This is a genomic window from Planococcus sp. TJ-301, from assembly GCF_058268475.1.
The window spans coordinates 320,193-345,796 of the sequence record NZ_JBZDOH010000002.1 but is presented as its reverse complement, the minus strand read 5'-3'; the positions used below and the strand labels follow the sequence as shown (position 1 = coordinate 345,796).

27 protein-coding genes are annotated in these 25,604 nt (G+C 45.0%); 10 read left to right on the top strand and 17 right to left on the bottom strand.

Translation table 11 applies throughout. The annotated features are described in order from the left end of the window. Positions 1-124: 124 nt before the first annotated feature. Positions 125-709: an MEDS domain-containing protein gene (locus tag AC4EHJ_RS12545; RefSeq protein ID WP_490975966.1), complete on the bottom strand. Its 585-nt coding sequence runs from the start codon at positions 707-709 to the stop codon at positions 125-127. Between the two features lie 208 nt (positions 710-917). Next, positions 918-1,736 (bottom strand): alpha/beta fold hydrolase, encoded by an 819-nt coding sequence (locus AC4EHJ_RS12540; protein WP_490975965.1) that lies wholly within the window; start codon positions 1,734-1,736, stop codon positions 918-920. 621 nt (positions 1,737-2,357) lie between these two features. Here AC4EHJ_RS12540 and AC4EHJ_RS12535 point away from each other — a divergent pair. After that, complete coding sequence (locus tag AC4EHJ_RS12535; RefSeq protein ID WP_490975964.1) at positions 2,358-3,575, top strand: EAL domain-containing protein; 1,218 nt, start codon at positions 2,358-2,360, stop codon at positions 3,573-3,575. A gap of 37 nt (positions 3,576-3,612) precedes the next feature. On the opposite strand, the gene AC4EHJ_RS12530 is transcribed toward AC4EHJ_RS12535, so the two are convergent. The 5 genes from AC4EHJ_RS12530 to AC4EHJ_RS12510 form a co-directional block, all read right to left on the bottom strand. Continuing rightward, positions 3,613-4,065 carry a putative immunity protein gene (locus AC4EHJ_RS12530; protein ID WP_490975963.1) on the bottom strand — a complete coding sequence of 151 codons (453 nt, stop codon included), beginning with the start codon at positions 4,063-4,065 and terminating at the stop codon, positions 3,613-3,615. A 27-nt stretch (positions 4,066-4,092) separates the two neighbouring features. Beyond that, positions 4,093-4,839: a phosphatase PAP2 family protein gene (locus tag AC4EHJ_RS12525; protein WP_490975962.1), complete on the bottom strand. Its 747-nt coding sequence runs from the start codon at positions 4,837-4,839 to the stop codon at positions 4,093-4,095. A 63-nt stretch (positions 4,840-4,902) separates the two neighbouring features. Further along, positions 4,903-5,466 carry an MFS transporter gene (locus AC4EHJ_RS12520; RefSeq protein ID WP_490975961.1) on the bottom strand — a complete coding sequence of 188 codons (564 nt, stop codon included), beginning with the start codon at positions 5,464-5,466 and terminating at the stop codon, positions 4,903-4,905. After that, entirely contained in the window at positions 5,463-6,893 is a 1,431-nt protein-coding gene (locus AC4EHJ_RS12515; RefSeq protein ID WP_490975960.1) for an FAD-binding oxidoreductase, read from the bottom strand. The genes AC4EHJ_RS12520 and AC4EHJ_RS12515 overlap by 4 nt, the downstream gene beginning before the upstream one ends. A 110-nt stretch (positions 6,894-7,003) precedes the next feature. Next, the gene (locus AC4EHJ_RS12510; RefSeq protein ID WP_490975959.1) at positions 7,004-7,942 is read right to left on the bottom strand and encodes a hypothetical protein; all 939 of its coding nucleotides are present in this window, start codon (positions 7,940-7,942) and stop codon (positions 7,004-7,006) included. Between the two features lie 152 nt (positions 7,943-8,094). On the opposite strand from AC4EHJ_RS12510, the gene AC4EHJ_RS12505 reads away from it, so the two are divergent. Continuing rightward, a complete protein-coding gene (locus AC4EHJ_RS12505) occupies positions 8,095-8,628 on the top strand; it encodes a DinB family protein (RefSeq protein WP_490975958.1) in 534 nt (177 codons plus the stop codon). 62 nt (positions 8,629-8,690) lie between these two features. Here AC4EHJ_RS12505 and AC4EHJ_RS12500 read toward each other — a convergent pair whose 3' ends face one another. Further along, complete coding sequence (locus tag AC4EHJ_RS12500) at positions 8,691-8,963, bottom strand: RNA polymerase sigma factor (RefSeq protein ID WP_490975957.1); 273 nt, start codon at positions 8,961-8,963, stop codon at positions 8,691-8,693. Between the two features lie 1,446 nt (positions 8,964-10,409). Between AC4EHJ_RS12500 and AC4EHJ_RS12495 the strand changes: the two genes are divergently transcribed. Next, positions 10,410-11,276: a GNAT family N-acetyltransferase gene (locus AC4EHJ_RS12495; RefSeq protein ID WP_490975956.1), complete on the top strand. Its 867-nt coding sequence runs from the start codon at positions 10,410-10,412 to the stop codon at positions 11,274-11,276. Between the two features lie 58 nt (positions 11,277-11,334). On the opposite strand, the gene AC4EHJ_RS12490 is transcribed toward AC4EHJ_RS12495, so the two are convergent. Then, a complete protein-coding gene (locus AC4EHJ_RS12490) occupies positions 11,335-11,793 on the bottom strand; it encodes an SRPBCC family protein (protein ID WP_490975955.1) in 459 nt (152 codons plus the stop codon). A 691-nt stretch (positions 11,794-12,484) separates the two neighbouring features. On the opposite strand from AC4EHJ_RS12490, the gene AC4EHJ_RS12485 reads away from it, so the two are divergent. Further along, positions 12,485-13,396, top strand: coding sequence for a DMT family transporter (locus tag AC4EHJ_RS12485; RefSeq protein ID WP_490975954.1), 912 nt, complete (start codon positions 12,485-12,487; stop codon positions 13,394-13,396). A 55-nt stretch (positions 13,397-13,451) separates the two neighbouring features. Here AC4EHJ_RS12485 and AC4EHJ_RS12480 read toward each other — a convergent pair whose 3' ends face one another. From AC4EHJ_RS12480 to AC4EHJ_RS12470, 3 genes are all read right to left on the bottom strand, one after another. Next, a complete protein-coding gene (locus tag AC4EHJ_RS12480; RefSeq protein ID WP_490975953.1) occupies positions 13,452-13,607 on the bottom strand; it encodes a hypothetical protein in 156 nt (51 codons plus the stop codon). Positions 13,608-13,756: 149 nt separating this feature from the next. Then, complete coding sequence (locus AC4EHJ_RS12475; RefSeq protein WP_490975952.1) at positions 13,757-14,188, bottom strand: VOC family protein; 432 nt, start codon at positions 14,186-14,188, stop codon at positions 13,757-13,759. 236 nt (positions 14,189-14,424) lie between these two features. Then, positions 14,425-15,024: a YdcF family protein gene (locus AC4EHJ_RS12470; RefSeq protein ID WP_490975951.1), complete on the bottom strand. Its 600-nt coding sequence runs from the start codon at positions 15,022-15,024 to the stop codon at positions 14,425-14,427. Between the two features lie 361 nt (positions 15,025-15,385). On the opposite strand from AC4EHJ_RS12470, the gene AC4EHJ_RS12465 reads away from it, so the two are divergent. After that, on the top strand, positions 15,386-17,200 hold the full coding sequence (locus AC4EHJ_RS12465) for an LTA synthase family protein (protein ID WP_490975950.1): 1,815 nt from the start codon (positions 15,386-15,388) through the stop codon (positions 17,198-17,200). Positions 17,201-17,254: 54 nt separating this feature from the next. Here the strand turns inward: AC4EHJ_RS12465 and AC4EHJ_RS12460 are convergent, their stop codons facing one another. Continuing rightward, a complete protein-coding gene (locus AC4EHJ_RS12460) occupies positions 17,255-17,701 on the bottom strand; it encodes an SRPBCC family protein (protein WP_490975949.1) in 447 nt (148 codons plus the stop codon). Positions 17,702-18,219: 518 nt separating this feature from the next. On the opposite strand from AC4EHJ_RS12460, the gene AC4EHJ_RS12455 reads away from it, so the two are divergent. The 4 genes from AC4EHJ_RS12455 to msrB all read left to right on the top strand — a co-directional run bounded on the left by AC4EHJ_RS12455 (position 18,220) and on the right by msrB (position 21,834). Continuing rightward, positions 18,220-19,059: a DUF4097 family beta strand repeat-containing protein gene (locus AC4EHJ_RS12455; protein WP_490975948.1), complete on the top strand. Its 840-nt coding sequence runs from the start codon at positions 18,220-18,222 to the stop codon at positions 19,057-19,059. 15 nt (positions 19,060-19,074) lie between these two features. Further along, positions 19,075-19,914, top strand: a complete 840-nt coding sequence (locus tag AC4EHJ_RS12450) for an alpha/beta fold hydrolase (protein WP_490975947.1) — start codon at positions 19,075-19,077, stop codon at positions 19,912-19,914. A gap of 258 nt (positions 19,915-20,172) precedes the next feature. Further along, positions 20,173-20,679: a TlpA family protein disulfide reductase gene (locus tag AC4EHJ_RS12445; protein WP_490975946.1), complete on the top strand. Its 507-nt coding sequence runs from the start codon at positions 20,173-20,175 to the stop codon at positions 20,677-20,679. 18 nt (positions 20,680-20,697) lie between these two features. Beyond that, the gene (msrB, locus tag AC4EHJ_RS12440) at positions 20,698-21,834 is read left to right on the top strand and encodes a peptide-methionine (R)-S-oxide reductase MsrB (protein ID WP_490975945.1); all 1,137 of its coding nucleotides are present in this window, start codon (positions 20,698-20,700) and stop codon (positions 21,832-21,834) included. 187 nt (positions 21,835-22,021) lie between these two features. Here msrB and AC4EHJ_RS12435 read toward each other — a convergent pair whose 3' ends face one another. After that, positions 22,022-23,152: a hypothetical protein gene (locus AC4EHJ_RS12435; RefSeq protein WP_490975944.1), complete on the bottom strand. Its 1,131-nt coding sequence runs from the start codon at positions 23,150-23,152 to the stop codon at positions 22,022-22,024. Positions 23,153-23,643: 491 nt separating this feature from the next. Here AC4EHJ_RS12435 and AC4EHJ_RS12430 point away from each other — a divergent pair, with 491 nt between their 5' ends. Continuing rightward, positions 23,644-24,042, top strand: a complete 399-nt coding sequence (locus AC4EHJ_RS12430; RefSeq protein WP_490975943.1) for a hypothetical protein — start codon at positions 23,644-23,646, stop codon at positions 24,040-24,042. Positions 24,043-24,183: 141 nt separating this feature from the next. On the opposite strand, the gene AC4EHJ_RS12425 is transcribed toward AC4EHJ_RS12430, so the two are convergent. The 3 genes from AC4EHJ_RS12425 to AC4EHJ_RS12415 form a co-directional block, all read right to left on the bottom strand. Beyond that, positions 24,184-24,414 carry a hypothetical protein gene (locus AC4EHJ_RS12425; RefSeq protein WP_490975942.1) on the bottom strand — a complete coding sequence of 77 codons (231 nt, stop codon included), beginning with the start codon at positions 24,412-24,414 and terminating at the stop codon, positions 24,184-24,186. Next, positions 24,411-24,563, bottom strand: coding sequence for a hypothetical protein (locus AC4EHJ_RS12420; protein ID WP_490975941.1), 153 nt, complete (start codon positions 24,561-24,563; stop codon positions 24,411-24,413). The genes AC4EHJ_RS12425 and AC4EHJ_RS12420 overlap by 4 nt, the downstream gene beginning before the upstream one ends. 197 nt (positions 24,564-24,760) lie before the next feature. Then, positions 24,761-25,261 (bottom strand): VOC family protein, encoded by a 501-nt coding sequence (locus AC4EHJ_RS12415; RefSeq protein ID WP_490975940.1) that lies wholly within the window; start codon positions 25,259-25,261, stop codon positions 24,761-24,763. Positions 25,262-25,604 lie beyond the last annotated feature (343 nt).

Below are 25,604 nucleotides of genomic sequence, written 5' to 3'. Positions count from 1 at the left end.
TGTATGCCTATAGACTAAATACCCCTTCTCCTCCCATACAAACGAACGGACCGCTGATAATTCAGCTTACATTTATGGACAGCCTTAAATTCGACATAAAAACACCTTTTGAAATCCTAAGATTTCAAAAGGTGTCCGATTTTTGAGTTCTATTCAAAGCCAGTGCATGCACTTTTTCATCAGTCATATACAATCCATGGACTGCCATCAATTTAGTCTTTAAAGAATCAGAGACTTTGGAAGCGTTGTACGCGCAAACGGACACTGCATCCTTCTCATTCACGATCGTGTCCAATTCTTTTTCGTATTCCACAATTTCACGTTCGATGTCTTCTTGCACACCCCATTCAATATGTCCCCACGTCCGGATTTCGTTGCCGCTTTCGAGCAGTGGGCCCGCTACTTCGTTGAAATGATTCATGATGGTCCGCGGATGGAAATTGTTGTTGCGCCAATAAAATTCGAAATTATCGATGTACAGCACCTTTTCTAGTTCCGCTATTGTTAGACGGTGTTCCAACTCCTTGCGGATCATCGGGTAAATACGCGTATTTTCGACTAACAGCACATAATCCCCTTGTTTGATGCCAAAAACAATATATGAAATTGCATTCTCAACGTATTTATCCAAATCATTGGAATAATAAAATATGTGTCCAGTCTTTTTACGCTGCAATCCTTCGCTCATTTCTTTTGCATTTTCTTTCATAATCGAGGTCCTCCTCAGCTAGTCTCATAAGCTATTCACTTATGGGCATCAGAGAAATGCAAATAAGAAAAAAGCTCTTCATCACTATACAGGTTCCTCCTTGCTTATGATACTTTTTTGAGTTGGCGGTTTGAGAGCCGATGTTTTTTTGCCAGCCAGCGTCTGATTTAGACATAAATAAAAGGCAGCTAGTGAGCTGCCTTACATTTTACGCGACGCCGCTGCTTTTCAGGAACTTGATCATTTCTGTATTGAATTTGTCAGGTTCATCAGCGTTTATGCCGTGTCCGCTGTTTTCAAAAGGTACAAGTACAGAATTCGGAATTTCTTTTTGTAGGACTTCTGCCAGTTCGAACGCGCAAATTTTATCTTTTTTGCCATGGAAAATGGCTGTCGGCAAGGAAATGCCAGCGATTTCATCGCGCAGATCTTCATCCCGCAAGGAAATTGCAGAAAGGATAGTGGAATGCGCACCGGCTTCTAAGGCCAAGGTCTGGAACCAATGAAGAAACTCCGGTGTTTTTTTCTGTTCAAAAAACATGTCTGCGAATTTTGATATGAAAAGTGGGCGGTCAGTTTTCAGCTGCTTGATGATATCGTCTACACCTGAAGGGGGCATGCCGATTTTAAAATCGTCCCGTTGTGTAAACAACGGCGCTGCCGGACCCATCAATAGGAGCTTATCGACATTGTCCTGGCCATATTTCGTCAAGTAGCGGATTGCAATCGGCGCACCCATCGAAAATCCTGCTAGCACGAAATTGTCGAGTTTCAAATGATCGACGACTGCTTTGACGTCGCTTGCCGCGGTGTCGTAATCATAACCGGACCAGGGAGTGTCTGACTTTCCGTAACCACGCAGATCGATGCCGATAAAACGGAAATTATTGACCGCCAGTTCACCGACTTGTGATTCAAAAGACTTGCTGTTTAATGGCCAGCCGTGGATAAAGACCACTGGCTGTCCTATGCCAATATCTTCTGCATAAACCTTTACGCCTGCTTCAACTTCAATGTAATGTCCCAATTTGAAATTCCTCCTCATTTTTTCACCTTGTTTTTATCAATTCCCTTGTCCGTTATTTTTAAACAATTCACTTTCTTCAGAAGTCAATTTTAATATCACCCGTTATTCCAGGATATACGGCATCTGTCACTTTTGTTTCCCAGTCCGTCCTCTTGCATAAGCTTTGTCGCAATGGCACAATTATTAAAATGCATATTAGGGAAAGGAGCGGAACAGATGGCACGGCGTTCAAATCCAGAACGGATAAGCCAGCCACTTTATACCCAGCAGCATCTTGCGAATGAACACACCTACCTTGCCTGAATCCGAACGGGGATTTCCATCGTTGGTGTTGGATTTCTAGCGACAAGCCTTCATTTTACAATGAGAGTTATTCGCAACCAGTTTGTTGATCTCTTTACGATTGCCCTCGACATTTTTGCTTGTATTTTCGAGCTGGCAATCATCTTTTCCGCTACCCAAAACTACAAGAAATAAAGGTTGCAAATTATCAATGAAAACTTTTATCCATCAAATCTGCACATTATATTAATTTATTCTATGCTCGCTGTGATGATCATCAGGGTAATCCTTTACTTGTTCATAATCATGTAATGCCATTGCCGCAAAGGAGGATGCGATTTGGATCCACTATATATTATTGAGAATCCCCAAAAATTAAAGCCGGCTTTTCAACCTATCATCAGCGCAGTCACGCATGCGGTCATCGGCTACGAGTTGCTTGGCCGGTTTGAGGAAAATGACGAATGGCTCAGCCTTGCGGAATTTTTCAAAGACGCAGACGTGCCGGACGACTTCAAAATCGACGTCGACCGAAAGCTGCTCCAACAAGCAGTCGGCCAAATGCTCGAAGCCCGGTCTGACGGTGTATTATTCATCAACCGCAATGCGAAGCAGCTGCTGGCCAATGGCGGAGAGGATTTTCTCAACAGCCTGCATGAATTTGAAGCCAAAGGATTTCCAATGGACCGCATCGTGCTGGAAATCACCGAACACGACTTTGACGAGGATTTCGATGTGCTGAGCCATCTGCTCCTTTATTACAAAACCTATGGTATCCAAATTGCGGTCGACCACGTCGGCGCGAAAAGCTCGAACATCGATCGCATCCGGCAGCTGCGTCCGAATATCTTGAAAATCAATACCGGCATCACCCGAAATAATAATCCAGACATCTTTGAAGACATCATTTATTCGTTGTCGCTACTAGCCCGGCGCATCGGGGCGAAGTTGGCATATGAAAACATTGAGGATAAGAACCAGCTCTATTTTGCCTGGAAGCATGGCGGCCATTATTATCAAGGCTTTTATCTGGCAAAACCTTCTTTCAGTCCCCTTCCGACAGGTGCTTTGCAGCTCGATGTCGGAAACAATGTGCGGGAATTCGTTCAGCGTGAAAAATCACTGATCGAAGGCCGTTTCCGTTTCACCGCCGAATGTGAGGAAAAAGTGAAGAAGCTGCTGCCAAAATGGCAAGGGCCCGAACAATCCGAAGGGTTTATCGAATCGCTGCTCGAACCGTTCACTACAGAAAGTTTCCGTATGTACATCTGTGGCAGCGATGGCCTGCAAGTGTCTTCAAACTTCAGAAATCGCGGCGGCACTTGGGAAATCGAACCTCAAGTGCAAGGTGCAAACTGGGCTTTCCGCCCGTATTTCCTAGAGAACGTCATGCACATGAAGACTTGGCATAAAGGCATCTTATCTGACACCTATTCAGATATCGAGACAGGCCAAACTGTCCGGACATTCAGCTATCCACTGCCAGGCGACTATTTCCTGTACATCGATATCAGTTATTCATTCATTTATGAAAACGACTTTCTTTTTATGCAATAAAAGCGCAAAGGGCATCATGCCCTTTGCGCTTTTTCAATTATTTCTTTTGCAATTCAATCAAGCGGTCACGCTGCCAATTCCGTTCATCAGCAATGGCTTGAGCGTCAAATCCACTGGCACACGCCACAGATTTCACTGCATATGTAGAAGCATGTATAGCATGGCCAAACAGGTGGGCTGTTGAAATCGCTTGCCCTGCTGCACGCGCTGCCGCGATTGCCGCTTCATTTCCACTCATACGCGCTGCCGCATGGGTATCAAACGCTGCACTCCTGGCTTCACGCACATTAATACTGCCTGCTACCCAAGCGCGGCATGCCTGAGCGGCTTTTCTGGGGCGCTTATCTTGCGGATGCAGCTCTTCAAAATTCTTCAAAACGTGCTCTGCACAGTCCGCTGCCCAGCCGACAGCTGTTTGGTGATCTGTCTGCTCAAGCAACTTCTCAATTTCCTCTTTGGTTTCTGTATCTGTAAATTGTTGCTGTGACATATCCATTCCACCTTAGGATTGATTTTGTTATTTAAGGACATTGAATTTCTTCAATGTGCCTTTGAGCATTTTTGCCAGGAAATCCCGGATATCGTGTACTGGCCTTACCGAGCTCATACTTTGCCACTGGATCCACTCCAGCGCCAAGATGCTCAAAATCAGCCAAATGGCTCCGGCGATAAAGCCAGCCATTACGTCGCTCGGGAAATGCGCCCCAAGGTAAATGCGGCTGATGCCGATTAAAACGACGAGCACACCCATCATGCTAATGGCGAGCCCTTTGAACAGCTCGCTCTTCCGGCTCCGCAAAACCAAGTATATGACGAAGCCGTAAAAGATGACCGAGCCCATCGAATGGCCACTTGGAAAACTGAAGCCAATTGCATCTATTTCCGGATTGATCGACGGCCGTTCCCGTTCGTATAAATTCTTTAGCAATTTGGTCAATAAGCCCCCGCCGCCTACCGCAATCAGGAAAAACAGAATTCCCCACTTATCTCGCTCCTTGAACCACAACAAACTGATCACTACTAACGAGAATGCCGTCAAGAACCACACAGATCCCATTTCAGTCGTGGCAATCATGGAGCCATCGAGTACAGAACTTTCAATTGACTGGAAAAAACCGATGATGGCTGAGTCGAATAGCCAGGTTTCCTGTTCCATCGCTTCTTCTGCTATTTCGGAAAACAACACGATAAATAAAGTTGAAAATCCAAGCCCCGCAGCAAGCAACAGCACCGTGATACCGATTTTCGTATTTTCATTTATCATCTGATCGCTCCTAAATTTTATGTGAACTGATTAGTATATACCCCGCCAGATAAGAGATATTCGTTATTTTTCCAAAAACGCCGGAGCCGTTTCAGCTGCTGGCATTTTCAACGCTAACAACCCGCTCAAAGCAAATGCAACCGAAGCGATATAAAATATGCTCGCGATGGTCATAAAGTCTACAAGATAGCCGGTTCCGATCACTGCAATAGCTGCCGCAATCGATGTCCAAGTATGATAATTGCCGATTTGTCTGCCCGCTGTCTGCTTATCGACATAGCGCGCCAAAATGGCCTTTTCCGAATTTTTCTGGACAGCTCCTAAAAGCCCCATCACCACTTGCAGTCCATAAACATGCCATATTTCCGTGGCCAGCGGGAAAAACAGCAGCGTTAGTGCCATTCCCCACGAATAGACCCTAAGCAGTGTTTTGTCGCCAATCCGGTCGCCTGCTTTGCCAATTAGCGGATAACTGATAGCAGCTGTGAGCGCGAAGAGCCCGTAAGCCCAACCGAATTGGGCGTAGCTGGTGCCAGCATTTTTCAGCAGCAAGATATAGAACGGGAAAATCATGGTCGATGCCATGCCGACCATGCCTTGGTATTGAATAAATTTTTTATAGTTCATTGCCGATACTCCTCATAAAACATATTCAGGAAGCGGTGCTCCGGATCAAAGCGGTCTTTCAAATCAAAAAATTCTTCCGCCCGGGGATAGGAGCGCGCCATCTGTTCTTGGGTCGGATAGCCGTAATACGGCAAATAATAAGTTCCGCCATGGTCCATCGTAAGGTCTATCATCTCGCGGACGACACGTCCCGTCTCGGCTATGCCTTCGGCGTCCACTTCCTGGTTGACCAGCAGCACCAGCGAGAACATGTCTTCCCTCGCATACGACAGCACGGCCTTATCGTTCTGGCTGGTATAGCGGATTGTGACATTGAGCAGATTGAAGTTTTCTTCCTGCTCGAGCAGTGTTTTCAGTTCTTCGATATAGCTGGCAAACTCGTCCACAGGCACAAAGTATTCCTGCAGAATCTCGGTTTTTGCAGAGTTGCTGTATTCCATGAATTCGGAATCAGAACGCATTGCATTATTGCGAGATATGAGTTTGCCATCAATTGTCCGGATATAAGTTTTTTGTGAATTCCAAAATAATTTCTTGCCTTCGCTATTCAAGCGGGAAATCCCGAGCAGCAGCTTCGGCGCTGCAATCAGCTTTTCCTCTTTCAGTGCGCTGTACTCCGAAAGTTTATCTTGTCCGTCAGCTAAACTGTAATTGATGGCATACATGTCTTCCATAAAGCCTTCAGGTGAAATCGAAATCCGCGCCAAGTGCATTTTGGTTGCCGGATTCCCCAGTACTTGTTGCTGAAAATAGCGATTGTAATCCTTGTAATCGAACAGTTCTGTACTGACCTCGTATAATTCGTCATCCACAAGCTCTAATGTAACATCAAGTATGACGCCGAACAGGCCGTAGCCTCCGATGACGGCTTGGAACAATTCCGGTTTTTCCGAGGCGCTCAATTCAATGATGTCGCCTTCTGCATTCAGCATCCGCAGCGATACGACCGAGTCCATCATGCCGCCATTACGGATATCGAGCCCGTGTGCCTGGACGCTTAGCGAGCCGCCAATGGTGAAAATGTTCTGCGATTGGCTGACTTTCAAGGACAGGCCGTGCGGATTGATGTGGTGCTGGATATCATTCCACGTCGCCCCGCTTTGGACGGTAATCGTCTTTGCCTTCTTATCAAAACCAAGGATCCGGTTATATGGTTTCATATCAAGTAGAATCCCATTTGGGTATAGCGTTTGTCCGCCTTGGCTATGCTGCATCCCCGCAATCGAAATCTTGTCGCCTTTCTTATTGGCGTCCAACACAATCTCGCGGATGCCTTCTTCGCTGGTCCCTGCTTTTACAGCTTTGATTTCGACCGGCAACAGCCGGTTATGGCTGCTGGTCTCCGTTCCTTGCAGGCCGCTGAAATAGATGAACGCCGACAAGCCGAGCACGCATAGGTAGATGCCGGCGATTAAATAAGTTTTCATGGTTGCTTCGACCGTCTCCTTCCGGCAAAATCCTTACTCTCTATTTTACACAAATTTCTACACCTTAGTTAAGGCATCAATAAAAAAACGGCATCTTGAAAGATGCCGTTTCAGTCCATAATCCATTTGTCCAGCTCTTGCAGCAGGCTTTCCGCCAGTTCCGCTGTTATAGCCGTATTAATCGCTTCGAAATCCGCTTCCAGCTTCGCCGTTATTTCCTTCGGCAATTTAGCTCCAAGCTTTTTTGGCAGCGTATACGCCTCGTAGCTGAGAAAAGCCAGTATAACGGGCAGCAGCACATAAGCCGCCGGAATACTCGCTGTCACAGCACCTACACCGATGATCACCGATAACGCCTTGGCGACAGCTGCTTTCGCAATGGCTGCGATTCCGACTTTCGCCAGCACTGCCAGCACAATCGGTTTGATGAAAGATACGATTCCCGTTGAAAACACAGCCTTGCCCATATTTGCGATCACTGCCTTATAGGATGCTTTTTTCAATAGCGACAGCACTTGTTTGATCGCACCCGCCAATGACTCTGCCGAAAACTCGCCAAGCGCTGATTTCACGGTGCTGTCTGCCTGCCCAGAACCGCCGCGCAGCTCCATGACTTTTTGCATGTCCAAGTTGTCGTATAGACCATCATGCATTTTAAGTTCGTCCCGGATTTCGCTAAGCCGCTTCTCCATGCTGTAGAGCACCTCTCCCACCCTGCCGGCGTCCGAGTAAAAAGCGATGAATTCATCTTCTACAGTCTTTGTGATCAATGGCGTCAAAGAGCTGTCGATTGACAAGCCGTCCATTTCTTTATTCGCTATAAATGCCAGCAGCGCTTTAGCATACTTCTTGTTCGCTTTCGGCTGCAGGGCCTCCTGCACTTCACCGCCCCTCACACTATTGAGCGTAAGCAAATTTTTGTGGCTAAGCCCCTCAAGCTGTGCCGCCAGCGATTGCTTGATCCCTTCGAACAGCAAATGCTGGTCTTTCGAATAAAGGCGGCTGATTTCATCCGTATCCACCAATGTGGCAAGAATTACATTCCGCATATTTTCCCTTCTCTCCGTTGCCATTTTCGGCAGCTAGGCATTCAAAGCCTGCTGCGATAGCCGCATGAAAAAATTGAAAAGCAATAGGTTTCCATTTATCATTTTATCTATTAAAATCATATCAATCATAGATGAAGAAAGGGGACATTTACATGAATTTTGATTTTGAAGAAGCAATCGAAATACTTGAGCGCACGCCGCGCACATTGGAAGTTTTTTTATCAGGACTGTCTCAAGATTGGCTCCAATGCAACGAAGGCGATGCGACGTGGAACACTTATGAAGTCATCGGACATTTGATTGAAGCGGAGATTTCGGACTGGATGCCGCGGTTAGAAATGATTTTGGAGAAAGGCGAAAGTGAGCCTTTTCCGCCGTTCGACCGATTTGCTCATCTCCAGACCCCCAAAGCCCATTCGATCGACGCCTTGCTCCTGGAATTCCAAAAGCTCCGAAAAGACAATATTCAAAAACTTTGGGACCTTGTCGATCCGGCGCAGCATCTTGAACTTACCGGCATGCACCCTGAATTTGGACCAGTGCGCTTGAAAGAACTGCTGGCAACATGGACCGTCCACGACCTCACTCACATTTCCCAGATTGTCCGTGTCATGGCAGAGCGCTACAAAGATGACGTTGGTCCTTGGTCCGCTTATCTAGGTATCTATCGAAAAAGGACAGACTGATGCCAGCCCAAAAATGCAGCTTTCCGTTTTTAGGGAAACTGCATTGCCTAACTATTGGCTGTCTAGCAGCATTTTTTCATTTTTTGCTCGATGGCCATTTTCGACTTGCAGCATTCAATCAGCAAGATTGCCAGCTGCCGTCCGTTTTTGAATTCTTCAGGCCTTGCCCAAAGGTGGTTGAAAACATGATGGACCAGCTCTTCACATGCAGCTTGGTCAGCCTGGTTCCGCCGCGCGAAATTCCAGACTAGCAGATGGTAGCGATCATAGATTTCCGATAAGGCTTGTTTATCGCGTTCCGCAAGCCTGCGGATCCATTGTTCATCTATGCTCATATCTGCCACCCCCAGTATTTCTATTTTCTTATACAATATCTATATAAACATAAATATCATCTATATAAACATAAATATCTCGAAATTAGGGTATTTTTTGAAATAAAAAAATAAATTAATGAAAATGTTCATAATTATATAACTAAGTGGTTCTTTATTATTATTTTAATTATCCAGAAAAAGCCAGGATAGGCGTATCCTGTTTACGTTAAAATTTTGAGTTCGATACTTTTAGCTGTTGCCACAATTTTTATACACCCCTACGAAACAAGTTTCCATTAAACTATTAATCTGCGGATTTAATGCTTCGGATTCCCTGTCCGCCTTTTCGATGAGCATATAAAACGCTTCTTCTGAGCCGCCGTCTTCCAGCGCTTTATAGCCCTTCCATAACGGCGAGCCCTACTTCTTCTCGATTTCCGCATACTCCGCGCAGCCGATGTGCACTAATCTTTCCGTAAACTGAGAGGGAAAAAACAGCCGGGGCAATCCTTTCAATGTTTTTTTGAACGAATTCAAGAAACTTTCATGCACTCCGCTCTCCATGGCCGAATGAAGCTGGAACAGGAGAAAAGCTTCATCTTTGGCAGAATCGCCGGTTAGAGAATCCAAGCTGCTTATCAGATCAACCATTGCATTCTAGATGTCGTCTGTATTCGTCTTACTCTCTCCTTCGGGCAAATTGCGCTATTTGTTTGATTCGGTTCCAAAACAGGTAAACAGAAACCATAACTAAAAAGGTGGGATTTCTATGCGCATGTCTTGTATGGGCAGCATCATCATATCCATTATTCTGTCAATTTTGCTCACCATCATCTTGAATCTGATGTTCTGGTGACCTATCAGAGCCTCTTCTAAGTATTTGGAAGAGGCTCTTTTTCGATGTCTACAACGCATCCCGATTATGCTGGCTCCATAATCCCCAATATCACCCGCAATGATTTCAGCGCGTCTTCGCCAGTGACCAGCGGTTCTTTGTCCAATCTCACACAGTTGATAAGTGCATTGGTGACGCCGCCGGAATCTGGTTTTCATTGGTCTACATAGCTTTCACCTTGTATAAAGCTCATTCGCCTTTCGCTGCGATGATTTCAACCCGGTGCTTATCGCTGTGATAAATTCTCAAGATGTCTTTTATTACAGTACAGAATTGTGCTATTGTCTTACTCGCCGTATTAGGTCCAGGAAAATGACGCTGTGGCGAGGCTGCCTTTTGCTGTCTTTTATGTGCACACCAGATTGTCGCATACTTCAATCACTTCGCCATTCTCATCCAGTTGGCGCATGGTGAATTTTCGTGATTCCGTTGAAGCCACTGATCCCTAATTTGATCCCCTTTCCAATTCTCCTATCCTTATTAACGCCTCTAGACCTTTTCAAATTTGTGAATTCCCACGAAAATATGCAATTATAGAATTATATTGAGTTAGACAGGAGTGTCCGCACGTGGAACCGATCATTCGAAAGTTATCACCCGAAGATTTCCCAGCTTTTGACGCCATGGAGTCAGGAGTAGAAGACGATTACGTCAAACGCATTTTTAAAGACATCGCTTCAACAGAACGCCACCAGCTGTATGGTTTGTTCATCGAAGGGCAATTAACGAGCCTATGCGGGCTCTCAGTTTTTGCTGGCAGCTACGCAATGATCGGGCGGATCCGCAGCGACATCCGAATCCGCGGCCAAGCATTTGCCACCCGCTTGACGGCTTATGTAATCGAAGAAGCCAAAAAACGGCCAAATGTCCGTTGGATCGGTGCAAACACACAAGAGGAAAACTTGCCAGCGCGGCGAGTGCTGGAGAAACTCGGTCTAGAGCCATACAAGCCGATGATCGGCGCTATCGGTACAGATGTTTCCATGATGGAAAAAGGCGATGCTCCATGGAGCGAAGTGCATAGCCTTGAGCGCAAAAAACAATGGATCGAGAAATTGTACATAAAAACCGGCGACTTGTTTCCCTATGAATGCTATTACCTTTTTCCGGCTTCGGAAGACCTGTTTTCCGATGATAAGCTTTCCAAATGGTCTTTTTTTGAAAACAGAGAGGGCGACCGCGTGCTGATTTTGCAACATGACTTTAAAGCCCATTATCACCTCCATACCATTTATCCGTGGAATGACCTTATGGAGCAGGATGGCTTATGGGAAACGATTTCTACTGAATACCGGAAATTGAAAGCGGAACACGGCGAAGAAACAGACATTTGGATGGAGCTGACGAAAGACCAGGCGGCTCTCCTCCCTGAAGGGCATCGATTCGACTTTCCTTCTGCCTGGGTTTTGTACGGTATAGAAAACAGCCCACTGTAAGAACAGTTGCAAACAAAACGAATAACAGCCAGTCCCTTTTAAAGGGGGCTGGCTGTTTTCAAGCACTTATTTTATTGGCTTCGCAGACATCCTTCAGGTTCTTAAATGTCTGTTCCATCGCGTTGTCCAAAAGCTTGCGGATGATCAATTTATCTGCCACTTTCCGTAAAAGGCTGCTCGGCATTTCGTATGCTTCGGTGTATGAAACTTTTGTGCCTCGCCCTTCCTTCATGTAAGTCCAGTGCTGATGAGATGTGATCGATCCGGTGACTTCGCCTTTCCAAGAATAGCCTAATCCGCTTTGCTTGTTCTCGCTCACTTCAACAGTAATCGGCATATGCATTCCCATCATGGTGTAAGTGAAATCCGCTTTTGTGCCAAGCTCACCTTGACCGGTCATATTTTTCGGTTCAGACAGACCAACATACCATTGATACCAAAGCATTGGGTTGCTTCCGTATCCATAAACCTCTTCAATCGGACGGTCGATAATTATGCTCTTTTCAAGCGTCCACATGATGTTTGCCTCCTCGTTTCAGATGCAGAACCCTAGGCATAGAATTATCCTTCCCTCCTTTTCATCTCTGAATCCACTGGCTGCGCCAGAATAAGGATGTAATCGTAACTACATAAGTTGAAATAATAGCTGGATACTTGAAACTCTCTTAATTTCTTATAGAACTTATCCAGTGAAGTCGCGTTAAGGGGCTAGGCAAGGAAATGGGCAAATAGAATTTGGACCATTTCCTTTGCATCGAAGCTAGCGTAGCGATGCAAAGCACTTTCATGTCCCGAAGCTAGCGAAGCGTTGCAACGTTTTTTCATGTCCTGAAGCTAGCGAAGCGTTGCAGGGACAGGGACAGAAACAGAAGGTTTTCAGCTATGAGACAGGTGTTCTTCCCGGCTTATTATGAAAGCCATGCCCAAAGCGGCCGAAGCGGTGTTCAACAGGTTTTTTTTGATTTCAACTTAATATAATATGTATGTTTTGTGTATATTCATCTTTATATTAATACGCAATCCATTAAAAGTAAAAGAAATGACACTGCAATTGTCGAATAAAAAACACGAAATCCGACTATTTATTCATTTCCAGTGCCATAAGGAGGAGCCCACTAAAGCTTAAGACTGACTCTCCTTCCTGAAGACATTTCCGCCAATTAGGCATATAATAATAGCTGGTTGTTTTTAATTAGGAGGTAGATTTTTTGAACGCAAAAGCTTTTTCATTGGCCTTATTTTCGATTTTAATCTGGGGCTCTTCGTTTGCGGCAATTCGTGTTGGCCTTCAAGGCGGCTACGATGCCGGACAGAATGTTCTCATGCGTTTCCTTATCGCATCGCTATTATTCCTGATTTACGCACTTTGGCCAGGAACGGCATTCCGGTTGCCTTATAAGAGCGACATCATCCGCATTCTAGTGCTGGGCTGGATCGGCATCAGCATTTATCATATTTTCGTGACTTTCGGTATGGAAAATATTTCTGCGGGCACTGCCGGTATGCTTGTCGGTTCCGGACCAATATTCACTGCATTGATCGCCTACTTTGTCTTGAAGGAACGCCTCACCGGACTAGGCTGGTTTGGTTTAGCAGTCGGCTTTACGGGAATTTCCATCATCGCGCTCGGCTCGGCTGGCGCATCACTAGCAATGTCGGGCGGTGCGCTGCTTGTCATTGTGGCTGCTCTGGCTTCAGCTGTGTTTTTCGTTTTCCAAAAACCATTATTGGCACGATATTCTGCGATTGAACTCACCGCCTATTTCACTTGGGCTGGCACATTGCCATTCTTGTTGTTCTCACCAGGATTGCTGGATACGTTGCAAAACGCTTCGGCAGAAGCTCATTTCGCAACGCTATATGTCGGCATTTTCCCAGCGGCAATTGCCTATGTCACTTGGTCAGCCGCATTGTCGATAGAGAATGCCAGCTCCGTTTCCAGCCTCATCTACTTGGAACCGGCTGTCGCCATTGCTGTTGCCTGGATTTGGCTTCATGAATTACCAACTGGTATGTCGCTTGCAGGAGGCGCAATTGCCATCAGCGGCGTTTTGATTGTCAGCCTTCTTGGCAGAACCCGCCGCAGCGCTTCCCGGAAAACAGCGGAATCAGCCGCTTAGCATTAATTCAGAACATGACAAAAGCTCCCGCAGCAATGCGAGAGCTTTTGTTTTGCTAGTACTTGAAAAGCTTATTCAAAATCCGATTGGCTGCTCTGCCTGCCATTCTCCGTGCTAACCGGCGGCCAATCGACCCGTTGCGGACCGCCCTTGCATCGCCGAGAATACGATCCGTTTTATAAAGGATGCGCTGAACTTTTCTAATGACCATATTTGCCCTCCAACCTTGGGTGATTTTTTATTCCATACCCGTTTTTATTATTTACGGAACAGGCCGTGAAAAGTTTCAGCAAAGACGCTTTTTTTAGATAAATAAAAAGAAAGCCGGATGGCTGCAACGCAGCTACCAGGCCTCCACTTTCAACTTGGAGAATTGGTTCCATCATCGAAGCTGAACTGCCAATCGATTCCGAACTTGTCCTCGACCGCGCCATAAGCGGGGCTCCAGAACGTTTTTTGCATTTCCATCTGCACTTTGCCGTCCTGACTGAGCCGATTGAACTCTTCGGTCATTTGTTCAAGATTGTCGGATACCACCGTAACGTTGATGTTTTTGCCGAAATTCACCGGTGCATCTCGCATGGTATCGGAAAACATCACTTCGCTGCCATGAATCTTCAAGCTCGTGTGCATGACTTTGTCCTTCATTTCTTCAGGCATCTCCCAATCTGGATCAGGCGGCATATCGCCAAACAGCATAATCTCCGGCTTTCCAGTTTTGAAAACTTCAGCGTAATACTCCGCGGCTTCTCGGCAATTGCCATTGAAAATCATATACACATTTACTGACACGTTAAATGCTCCTTTCTTAAAGAAATTTTATATGTAGTATTCAGTACAAGCTTCCATATTCGACTCTTTCAAACACCACTAAAATAAGAACGCTTGTTCCTTTTAATTATAACCTGTCTTTCTCAAAAAGAAAAGAAGTAATTTTAATTTTCAGTCTTTTTATCGCGATTTTGTATTTTCAAGAAAGCTAAAAAATATAATAAGTGCGACCCGGCATCCGGATCGCACTTGACCTTTTAATCCAAAAAATTAAATGTTAGCACATAACCTATATAAGCACCGATTTCACGTGCAAAAAAAGGCAACTGGCTGCTTAAGGATTGATAAACTGAACTCGTCGTCGGCGAAGAATGCGCATCAATTCCTGCAACATGTGCCAACAATAAAGCGCGCTTCATATGTAAAGGATCGCTGACAACAAGAAAACTGTCCAGTTCCTGTTCAGCGGCAATCTCACTAGCGTATAAAAAGTTCTCCTCCGTGATCATCGATTGAGTTTCGATCAAAATATCTTCCGCAGGCACATTCATGCTTAGTGCGTAATCACGGGACACTTCAGATTCGGCGAAATCTGCTCCATCCGTCTTGCCGCCAGTGAAAATGATTTTCTCCACATAGTCGTTCTCGTATAGCCAAATCGAATGGTTGATGCGTTCCTTCAGCACAGGCGAAGGTTGATCGCCGATGACTTTCGTGCCTAAAACGATGGCGGCGTCGGTTTTTATAAGTTCAGATTCTGCAGCAAATGTCCAAATGCCATATGCCGTAAAAATTGTAAAAATGAGCAGCGATACAAAAATCAAGCGCGTCACTTTCCGTGTGATTATTTTCGTCAATATCCGTCTTCCCTTTTATATACTTTTTTCTATACAATCTATGGCGTTTCTTTCCTTCCCCATTATCAACCCATGCTCGCTCAATGAAAAGAGGAATTCCGAAAAAACATTAAATAGTCACATTCTACATTTTCCAAGTCAAAAAGCGATACCTGTCTAAAAAAGCGAATTACGTCTTACAACGGTATGCGCTATCGTCCCAATAAACCTTCAACTTTTCTTTTATAAAAACTCTATAAATATTACATATCGTTAATTTTTCGTCACATCTTATCAATTTTATAACGTTTCTTTGCCCCGTATTAAAGGTAAAGGAATACAAAAATGCTTATTCATTTTGCATTTGGTTCGGAGGTTCCTCATGAGAGATGCTGATTATTGGCTTTATTTGGCTTTGTCGCTGTCTAAAATCTATTTGTTCAGCGTGTTTACCGCGAGCGCTTTTGACTTCAGTTTCTTTGTGATTAATCTCGCGGGAATCCTGGTACTGACGAGCTGGTCACTTGCGCTGAAACCACAGCTGCGCCGATGGATTTTACTGGCATCGCTATTTCTTCATAGCACGCTGCTCATTTCAGACATGTGGTATTACCGCTATTTCGAAGACCTGCTGTCTATTTCGCTGTTATCCGATATCGGTCAGATGGGCGATGTCGGCGGCGGCTTCATGACCTTGATCGAAGCGAAGGATTTCCTATTCTTCGGGGACCTGCTCCTCTTTGCTCTCTTGATTTTCTTTACACGCAATAAAGTGAAAAGCCCGTCTCTACGAAATCGGCGCTTATTGGCCGCCGCTGTTACGACCTTGGGCCTTGTACTTTTCATCGCTCCGCTAGCCTCCAGCTATGCCAATGAAGAAGAATGGCTGGTAGAAGGTTCGATTTCCAATATGCGCGAGTATTATCAGCTTGGTTTCTGGGGCTACCACGGCACCGACATAGCGAAAGGCCTCGCTGCTGCCACTGGTTTCAGCGAAGAAATCACCCAGGCGGAAAAGTTGGAAATCGAAGCTCTTAGACCGGGAGAACCGGTGGCGGTATCAGCCAAGCAGCCGAATGTCATCATGGTGCAGCTCGAATCTTTTCAGGCTTCCGTCATCGATCAGCAGATTAACGAGCAGGAAGTAACGCCGAACTTGAACGGCCTGAAGCAAGAAATGCTTTACTTCCCGTCATTTTACCATCAGACCCATGAAGGGCGTACGTCGGACGCCGAGTTTATCACCAATAGCTCGCTGCATCCCGTGAAATCCGGTTCGGTATATACCCAATACGCGGACAATGAATTCGAGGCGCTGCCCGGGCTGTTGGCAAAAGCTGGCTACGAAACGGCAGCCATGCACGCATTTGAAAAAGATTTCTGGAACCGCGATGATTTTTACAAGAACATCGGTTTCAATCAATTCTTTAGCAAGAAGGACTTCCCCGATGATGGCGTCATCGGCATGGCGTTAAATGATAAAGAGTTCTTTAGCACTTCCGTGTCTTTGATGGAAGGCTTGCAGGAACCATATTATGCGTTCATGGTTGCACTGACGAGCCATACGCCTTATGACATTCCTGTTAAAGAAAAACGGCTGGATCTCGGCGGCTACGAAGATGAGCTTTTGCAGAATTATTACCACACCGTACATTATGTCGATGCAGCTGTCGGATTGTTGGTCGAAGACTTAAAGGAAAAAGACATGTGGGACGATGCATTAGTGGTATTTTACGGTGACCATGACAGCGGATTGAACGCACCAGACGGTGAACTCGCACAAAAAGCTGGCGCTGAAACAGCCGCGGATTCCTTACGCCTCGACCGGCAAGTTCCGCTATTCATCAAACCGCCGAACTTGAAACAAGGAGAAGTAGTCCAAGCGAGCGGTGGACAAATCGATATAGCACCGACCATTCTCGACTTGCTCAATATCAAGCCCGCCTACATGCTTGGACAGTCGCTGCTGGATGAAAAATCCAACGTCACTGTTTTCCGGAGTGGTGCTTTCCAGTATGAAGACGTCTACTACGAACCCGACTTGACACAAACCGCTGGTGAAGGCACTTGCTATTCCCTTGAAACCGGGAGCCCGACAAATTTTGCAGACTGCGAAAAAGGGATAGAACAAGCTGCCCAGCAGCTTCGACTTTCGGATACGATCATTGAACGCAACGCGCTGGAAATAGTGGAATAAGAAAAGGCAGACCTGCAAATCATGTCACTGATTTGCGAGTCTGCCTTTTTGGCATCAATCACTTTCACTGATATCTTTCAGGTTCTGCAATGTCTGTTCTACTGAATTGTTCATCAACTTTTTGACATAAAACTTATTGGCCACTTTCCCAAGAATGCTGCCGTGCAGTTCATAATCCATCTCAAATTGGACTACAGTGCCTTCCTCTGCCGGCAAATAACTCCAAGTTTGAGTCGCGTCGATAGCACCGGTGATCAGGCATCGCCAAATATAGCCACCATTTACCGGCGCATTTTCCTCAACGAGCACGTGCAAACCCAGGTGCCTTCCAAGAAAAAAATACTTCAATTCCAGGCTTGTGCCTTTGCCGCCTTTTCCAAGCAAGTTTTCAGCTTCCGATAAGCCGGCGTACCATTGATACCATAGCGTCGGATTCGTTGCGAATTGATGGACTTCCTCCACCCTGCGGTCGATATAAACAGTTTTCTTCAAATTCCACATGACGGCATCCTCCTCTTGCCTTAAAATCTCTGCATCACTTCGAACGGTTCCGAAAAACGAAAAAGACAATCAATCCGATTACTACCACTGCCGCAGCCATTAGAACAGGTGAAAATGCGAAGACACCTTCCACAAAATCACTTCCTTTATTTAATAGTACAGCAAGCGAGAATTTAAATAAACTGATTTTTCTGATATCTATAAAATTTTATGGTAAAATCAGTAGCATAGAAATGCTGGTGGAAAATGCAGATCATTTGCTATTCCTTTTTACTTATATCTGCAACCTTGCCTCTGCTCGCAATTACCAGATAACAAAGGCCTTAATCGAGCCGCTAGTTACCAGACAATCCTTTCTACCGCAATCGCATGTCTGCTCTGCACGGGTTCCATGATTCCCTTCCTTTGGCTTGCCTTTTTCCTCTTTTTCTTATTATAAGTATTCAACAAACTTCGGAAATACCCTGTTGCCTTGTATAATGCCGCACATGTTTTGATGGAGAAAGGAGAGTCCAGCCATGAAAACATTGATAAAGGGCTTGCTCATTGCCACTGCGCTCCTTTTAATCGGTGCCATTGCAATCCTATACACCATCTACAATTCAGATTCGGCAGAACAGAAAGTGCTGGAGGAAAAAACCTTCGATGCAGAAATCGCAGATATGGAAATCTTGGTGGAAAATTCCCGCGTGGACTTTCTGCCAAGCGATGACGGCACTTCCCGCATCGTGCTGACAGGAAATAGCGATGCTTTCATGTTGAAAACAGATATTTCTGGTGGTCGCTTGGTTATTGAAGTTGAGGATCGGTCTCGAATTTTCGTCTTCGGCTTCCACCGATTTTACTCGCTGCAAGTCTATGTACCCGAAGATGGCTTGGAATCGCTCACTGTAGACAGCAATAACGGAACGATTCAAGCGAAAGATGTCCAGGCCGCTGAACTATCGCTTGAAGCGGACAATGGGCGCATCGATTTGGAAGCGGTCGAAAGTGATATAGTCAATATCGAAACCGATAACGGCGCAATCGATTTGACTAGAATGGACGCTGACATGAACGTCCGCTCATCGAATGGACGCATCATTTTCACAGATGTGTCAGGTGAGCTGCGGGCCAAAGCAAATAACGGACGCATCGAATTGACCACTGATACGCTCGATTTCCCAGTCGACTTTGAAACGAATAACGGCCGCATTGAAATCCGCACCGAAATCGAACCGGTTAACGCCCGCATTCAGGCGAGCGTCGATAATGGAAGCATTGATGTGTTCGGACGCGATTCCAGGCAAGTCAGTTTCGGCAACGGTGATGTGCTGATTAGGCTCACTACGAAGAATGGCCGCATTTTTGTAGAATGAAAGGAGTGGAATCTATTGGTCTCAACACTGAAAAAAATGCTTTTGCCGAATAACAGGGAATTTTCTTATATAGAAGCCGGTGATCCTCTCGGCATTCCGATGATTTTACTGCATGGACTCGGTGATTCCTGCCGGACGTTCGAAGGACTATTCGAACACTTCCCCGGCCGAATACGCGCAATCGCTTTTACGCAGCGTGGACATGACGGCATCGATCCGCCAGAAGCGACGTACAGGACCCAGGATTTTGTAGCAGACCTGCTGCTGTTCATGAATGCTGCAGCCATCCAGAAAGCGTTTATCCTTGGAGCTTCCAGCGGCGGATTTGCCGCCAGGAAATTTGCTGCGCGTCATCCGAAACGGGTGCTTGGCCTTATCCTGGTCGGCGTCCCTTCCGCACTCGGCAACAAACCGGATATCGTTAAAATACAGGAATCCACTTTGTCCCGTTTAACCGACCCAGTTAGCCTGGCGTTTATCAGAAGTTTCACAGAGGACCTGTTCATCAAACCCGTGCCTGCTGATTTTCTTGAGACGATGTTCAGTGAATCGCAAAAAGTACCTGCACGCGTATGGAGAGAAACAAACGAAGCCTTGCTGAAAGAGAATTTTCCAGATCAGCTCCATCTAGTAAAAGCATCTACGCTCATTGTTTGCGGCGGCAAAGACACCATCGCTTCACGCAAAGACCAGGAAAAACTGTCCATCGCCATCATGGATGCCCGCCTTACTGTCTTCCCGCAGCTGGGTCATATGCTGTACTGGGAAGACCCCAAAAACGTGGCTCAAGAAATTACCTCATTTGTCGATGATGTCTGGATGGGACCCGAAGCAGCGAAATTCGAATACGAATAACCCCTGCCAACCACTCGATTCAAGCAAATTTCGAAATCGATTAGCTGGCCTTTTAATGATCTAATTTAAGGTTTGCTGCGTTTAACAGATAAGCATTATCTCTCTTTAAGAAGGGAAATTTCACTGTTTCGCCTTAAAGCGGCACCTCCTTTTATTTTTTTAAGGGTCTTCAATGTATTTTCTGACAATTCGGCTATATGATAAAAGTAAACTACGAAGCTGCGGCCAATCGGGCTTCTTCTAAAGAGGATGATCGAGATGAATAGACAGATAAAAATATTGCTGCTGGCGGCGTTCGTTTTGGCATTAGCGGGCTGTTCATCGGCACCCAGCGCAAATAACGGCGATGCCGCCCCTGATTTCGAGCTTGTCGATATAAATGGCAAAAGCCATAAACTCTCGGAATATGAAGGCCAAAAAGTCTATATTAAATTCTGGGCTTCCTGGTGTTCCATATGCCTTGCCGGCATGGGCGAATTGAATGAACTGGCTGGTGAAGAAAACGACTTTGCCGTATTGTCTATCGTTTCGCCAAGCTCCAATGCTGAAAAGAACAGCGAATCATTCAAGAAATGGTTCAAGGGTGTTGAAAACACCGAAAATGTGCAAGTCCTTTTGGATGAAGGAGGGCCTGTCTTTGAAGATTACGGCGTGCTGGCCTATCCAACCTCCGTCTATATCGGCTCGGACGGTGTGCTTGTAAAAAGCTCTCCGGGCCATTTCAGCAACGAACAAATACGTGAAACGTTCGATACGATCCAATAACGAAAGGCGGACACCCTAATGAATATCAAACGTTTATCAGCCCTTCTCATCTTCCTGTTTTTGCTCCTTGTATTGGCCGGTTGTTCGAATCCACTGACTGAGATTGGCAGCACAAGCGGCAGTAGCAGTGGCTCGGATTCTGCACCTGCCTCTCCTTTTCCCGAAAATCCGAATGAGGACTTGGAATTTGATACCGGCAATTTGAAGGAAATTTGGCTCGCTGGAGGCTGCTTCTGGGGAGTCGAAGCTTATATGGCAAGGGTTTACGGTGTATATGATGTCACTTCCGGCTATGCCAACGGCGACACGGAAAACCCCTCATATGAAGATGTGACGCGCCGGAATTCCGGACACGCGGAAACGGTGCATGTACGCTACGACCCGGAGCGTGTCGATTTGGAGAAGCTGCTTTCGCATTATTTCATGATCATCGACCCGACGCTCTTGAACCAGCAAGGCAATGACCGCGGCGAACAATACCGCACCGGTGTTTACTATAAAGATGAAGCGGACCGCGCTGTCATTGAAAATGTCATGGCTGGCGAAGTGGACAAATACGATGATCCGATCGTTACGGAAGTCGAGCCGCTTGTTCATTATTACCTTGCGGAAGAATACCACCAGGATTACCTTGAGAAAAATCCCGACGGTTATTGCCACGTCGAGTTCGACTCGCTTGAAGACCAGGAAGTTCCGGCCTTGATTGACCCGGCACTGTACCCTAAACCAAGCGATGAAGAACTGAAAGCGGAACTGACTGAAATACAGTATAGCGTCACCCAAAAAGATGACACTGAAACCGCTTATTCCAATGAATACTGGGATAATTACGAACCTGGGATTTATGTGGACATCACAACCGGTGAACCACTGTTCTCTTCAAAAGACAAATACGATTCGAAAACCGGCTGGCCAAGCTTCACAAAACCGATTGAACCGGCTGTCGTGACTGAACACGAAGACAACGGTTTTTTGGGAACACGGATTGAAGTCCGAAGCCGCTCCGGCGACAGCCACCTTGGCCATGTTTTCGACGATGGCCCGGAAGACAAAGGCGGTTTGCGTTATTGCCTCAACAGCGCATCGCTTCTTTTCATCCCAAAAGATGAGATGAAACAGAAAGGATACGGCTATTTGGAAGGCATGCTGCAATAACACAATAAAAATAACTGCCCGGTAAATAAGGGGCAGTTATTTTTTGTTGAGGCGGAGTTTCTTCAGGCAATTCTTTTAAATAGGGGGAATCTTTTTCCTTACTGGATTCCATGTTGATTTCTTCTCGAAATGGCTTCACTCTAACTTAAACTATACAGAAAAAACGGTTGAAGATTTTAAAATCGATTCAACTCTCAGGCCATTTAAACCCATCATAATAATACTTTTTCTTGAGTTGGCTAAGATCGTATTCCCATTCTGCGATAGCGTGCTGGTATTTCTGTTCACCATTCTTCTGTCTTTTTCTTAGCCTTACATTTGCACTAATGATATTGACCACTTTCTTTAGTCCTAATGCCGGTATCGCTCTTCGCAGAACTTCCCATCGTTCATCTCTTGTGATGCCACTAATCCGGTATCCCATTTTATTCAATTCACTTTGCTCGCTGAACAGCGAATCTTCGATTGAATCATTTGAAGAAGATGGTTTCGTATCAATTGAACCCCATTGAATTCCTTCGGTTTCCACACTTTGTTTTTCTCGGACAGGGTGCTTTATATTTGTAAGTTGCCTATGTTTAAGAACCAGTGGTGCGTATCTTGCCAGCAGTTTATCAAACTCATCCTTGACCATGTATATCTCTTTGAGCAATAAATCGATAAAGATGGTTTCTACTTCTGTATACAAGTAAATCTCCCGTGAGTTTTTCGTTTCGTAAAGCGGCAAAATAGCTTCCCTCTCGACTAAATTATATTTTCGTATGAATGTCTCAAGGACTGTTAGATCAATGACATTCACTTTATAGCGATAAATGGAAGGCTTTAAAGAATTACTCAATGCAGTAAGGTCAGTTGCTGCAGATGAACTAATGGATGTTGAATTTTCATAATACGTCTTTTCCCGCTGTTTCTTTTCTTTTGCCACTTCTAAATCATTTCTTACCTGCAGGAGCGTATCCTCCCATTCATCTTCGGCGTCACGCTTATCCACTGCTTCCTGTGAAATTTTGGTCAGCGGTTTTTCTTTGACTGAGGGCTTTATAGTCTCAGAGAAGAGTTTTTTCTTTTCTTTAGCTGCTTCTAAATCCAAGCGGACCTGAAGCAGTAAGTTTTCTCCTTCACTAACTCTCAGCTGTTTTCTTAGCTCTTGAATATCTTTTTGCAGCCGCTTTATTTCTTCTACCTGATTAGCGTATTTCCGAAGCTCTTCTATCTCTTCATTTTGACGTTTAATGGTTAATTCATGTCCAGCCACTACCCGCTTAATTTCTTTTTCAGCTGAAGTAGCTGCTTCAATGATTCTTGATTTAAAATCCATAGCTAATCCCTTTCTGCACTCAAATGGATATATTATACAACTAGTTATATAATAGCATAATTTCAGGAATTGCCGATCTCCGCAAAATATAGTGAAGCACACTGAATGTCGTTTTAGACCCAATTTTTGCCCAACATGGCCCTTTCACCTCGAAAATTTCTTTCCCATTAACTTTATTCCTGTATATAAATTTCAGGGAAAAAACTGCATTATACAAGCAAGCTTTATTTTTCAGTAATACTTAGAGAGATTTATTTTATTTAAATACTATAAAATCTATAGTATTTTTTGATATTTATTATAGAATAAGTTCATTAAATATCACATTTCTACTTTTTCTAAACAAAGAACGCACCAAATAATTACACATTTAAACAACGGATAAAGGAGGTCGTATTCGCTCAAAGTGCATATTGATGAAAGTTTAAGACTCTATGCCTCATCGCCTAGAGGACAAACCAAAATCTAATTATGAAATGGAGAGAGAGAATATGAAAAAGTACTTCACAATCCTAATGGCGCTTTTCTTGATCTTTGGCGCATCTTCTGCCGCGCTTGCGAACGATGACCATAATGACGATCGCAAAGATGGCTATCATGACAAAGACAGAGACCGGGACTATGATAGAAAACGCCATCACGATGATGATGACGACGATAAAGACAGAAAACGCTATCACGACGATGATGACGATAAAGACAAAAAACGGTATCATGACAAAGACAAATACAAACACAACGGCTATTTCAAACATGGCAAATACTATCACAAAAACGGTAAATTCTTTTACAAACATGGCGACCATTTCCACAAACTTGGAAAATACGTTTACAAACACGGCAAGTTCCATTATTTCTTCGACAAAAAACACCATTACAACCGTCATTAATGGACTTTAGCAGGAAAGAACCAAACCCCTAAAAAGGAGTTTGGTTCTTTCTCAGTTTTTATGGTGGATAATTTCTTCATTTCCAATAAAAAAACGCAATTAAACCCGCTCCCAGACTCAAATCCTTGAAAGCGGGCTTATTTAATTTTTCATCCATTTGTAAACTCCGACAGCGGCCACTGTACCTCCCACAATGGCGTAGACTGCGTTCCAGTCAAGAGGATATTCTTTCAAGCCATAAGGCAGCGGCGCTTTATCCGTGTAGCTGTAACGCGACAATATGTCCAGCGCCGGCGTCTCCATTCCGGCTGGTTCGATCAACTTGTAGAATTCATCAGTCAGTTGCTTGACTTCATTTGGTACGGATTTCAAGACAAAATTTCAATCACTTTGTTCTTTCGCATCGGCACGGTGACAAGGTCGTAATACGCCTCCAGATCAAAGCTGCTGACTACCGATACTTTGGTAACTGTCATTTTCTCCATTTCGGTATTTTCGATAACGAAACCAAAGCGTTTCAAATCCTACTGGCGCTTGTCGTGGTCAAGCATCGCGATGTCATGGCCCGCTTCTGTAAGCCGTTCCGCAAACAAGCTGCCAAAAGGCCCAACACTATAAATCAATATTTTTTTGCTTTGGAATCCACTCCTTTATTTAACGGATTCCATATTCCTGGCTGCAGTTCAACCTCACTAAAACAGCCGCTCCTTTTTGCCGCTTATCCTTCAAACGCTTTTTGCAATTCCAGCAAGTCCAGTTTACTCATCTGCAGCATTACCCGGGTGACACGCTCCACCCGTTCTGAATCTTTGTCTTCAAGCATGTCATCCAACTGGACAGGCACTACTTGCCAAGACACGCCGAATTTGTCTTTCAGCCAGCCGCAATTCTGCGCTTGCTCGTCTCCTCCCACAATGAGCCTGTCCCAGTAATAGTCGATTTCCTCCTGCGATTCGCAATTGATGATGAACGACACCGCTTCAGTAAATTTGAACGAGGAATCGCCGTTGAGCGCGAGGAACTTCTGGCCTTCTAGCGTGAATTCAACGGTCAGGACGGTCCCTTCCGCCATGCCATGGAGGTCAAAGCCTTCTTTTGAATAATAAAGGATTCGCCCGATGCTCGCGTTTTTGAAAATGGATACGTAATAGCGGGCTGCTTCCTCCGCCACTTTCTCGAACCATAAATTGGCTACGATTTTCTGGATTTTCTGCTCCATTCCAATACCTTCTTTCGATTAGACTTAAGAGCGGCTATGTATTTTCACTTCTATTATACTATGGACATGAGTCGAATTGTTTATATTTATTTAAATATTCGAAAAACTATAGTATTTATTTGATTGTTGTTATATACTAACATCAATGAACAGCAGATTTATATCATTTTACATATTTTTAAAAAATAATTCTAATTTTTAGCTATGCTAATCTTCGTTGTCGGTTTCGCCTACCGATTTTCTGGGCATGGACAGCGGGGCTCTAGTCAGAAAACAGCGCAGCAATTGCCCTGCGCATTCCTGGCAGACAGGCACAACGGTTTTGTGAAATCTCGGCGAAGAT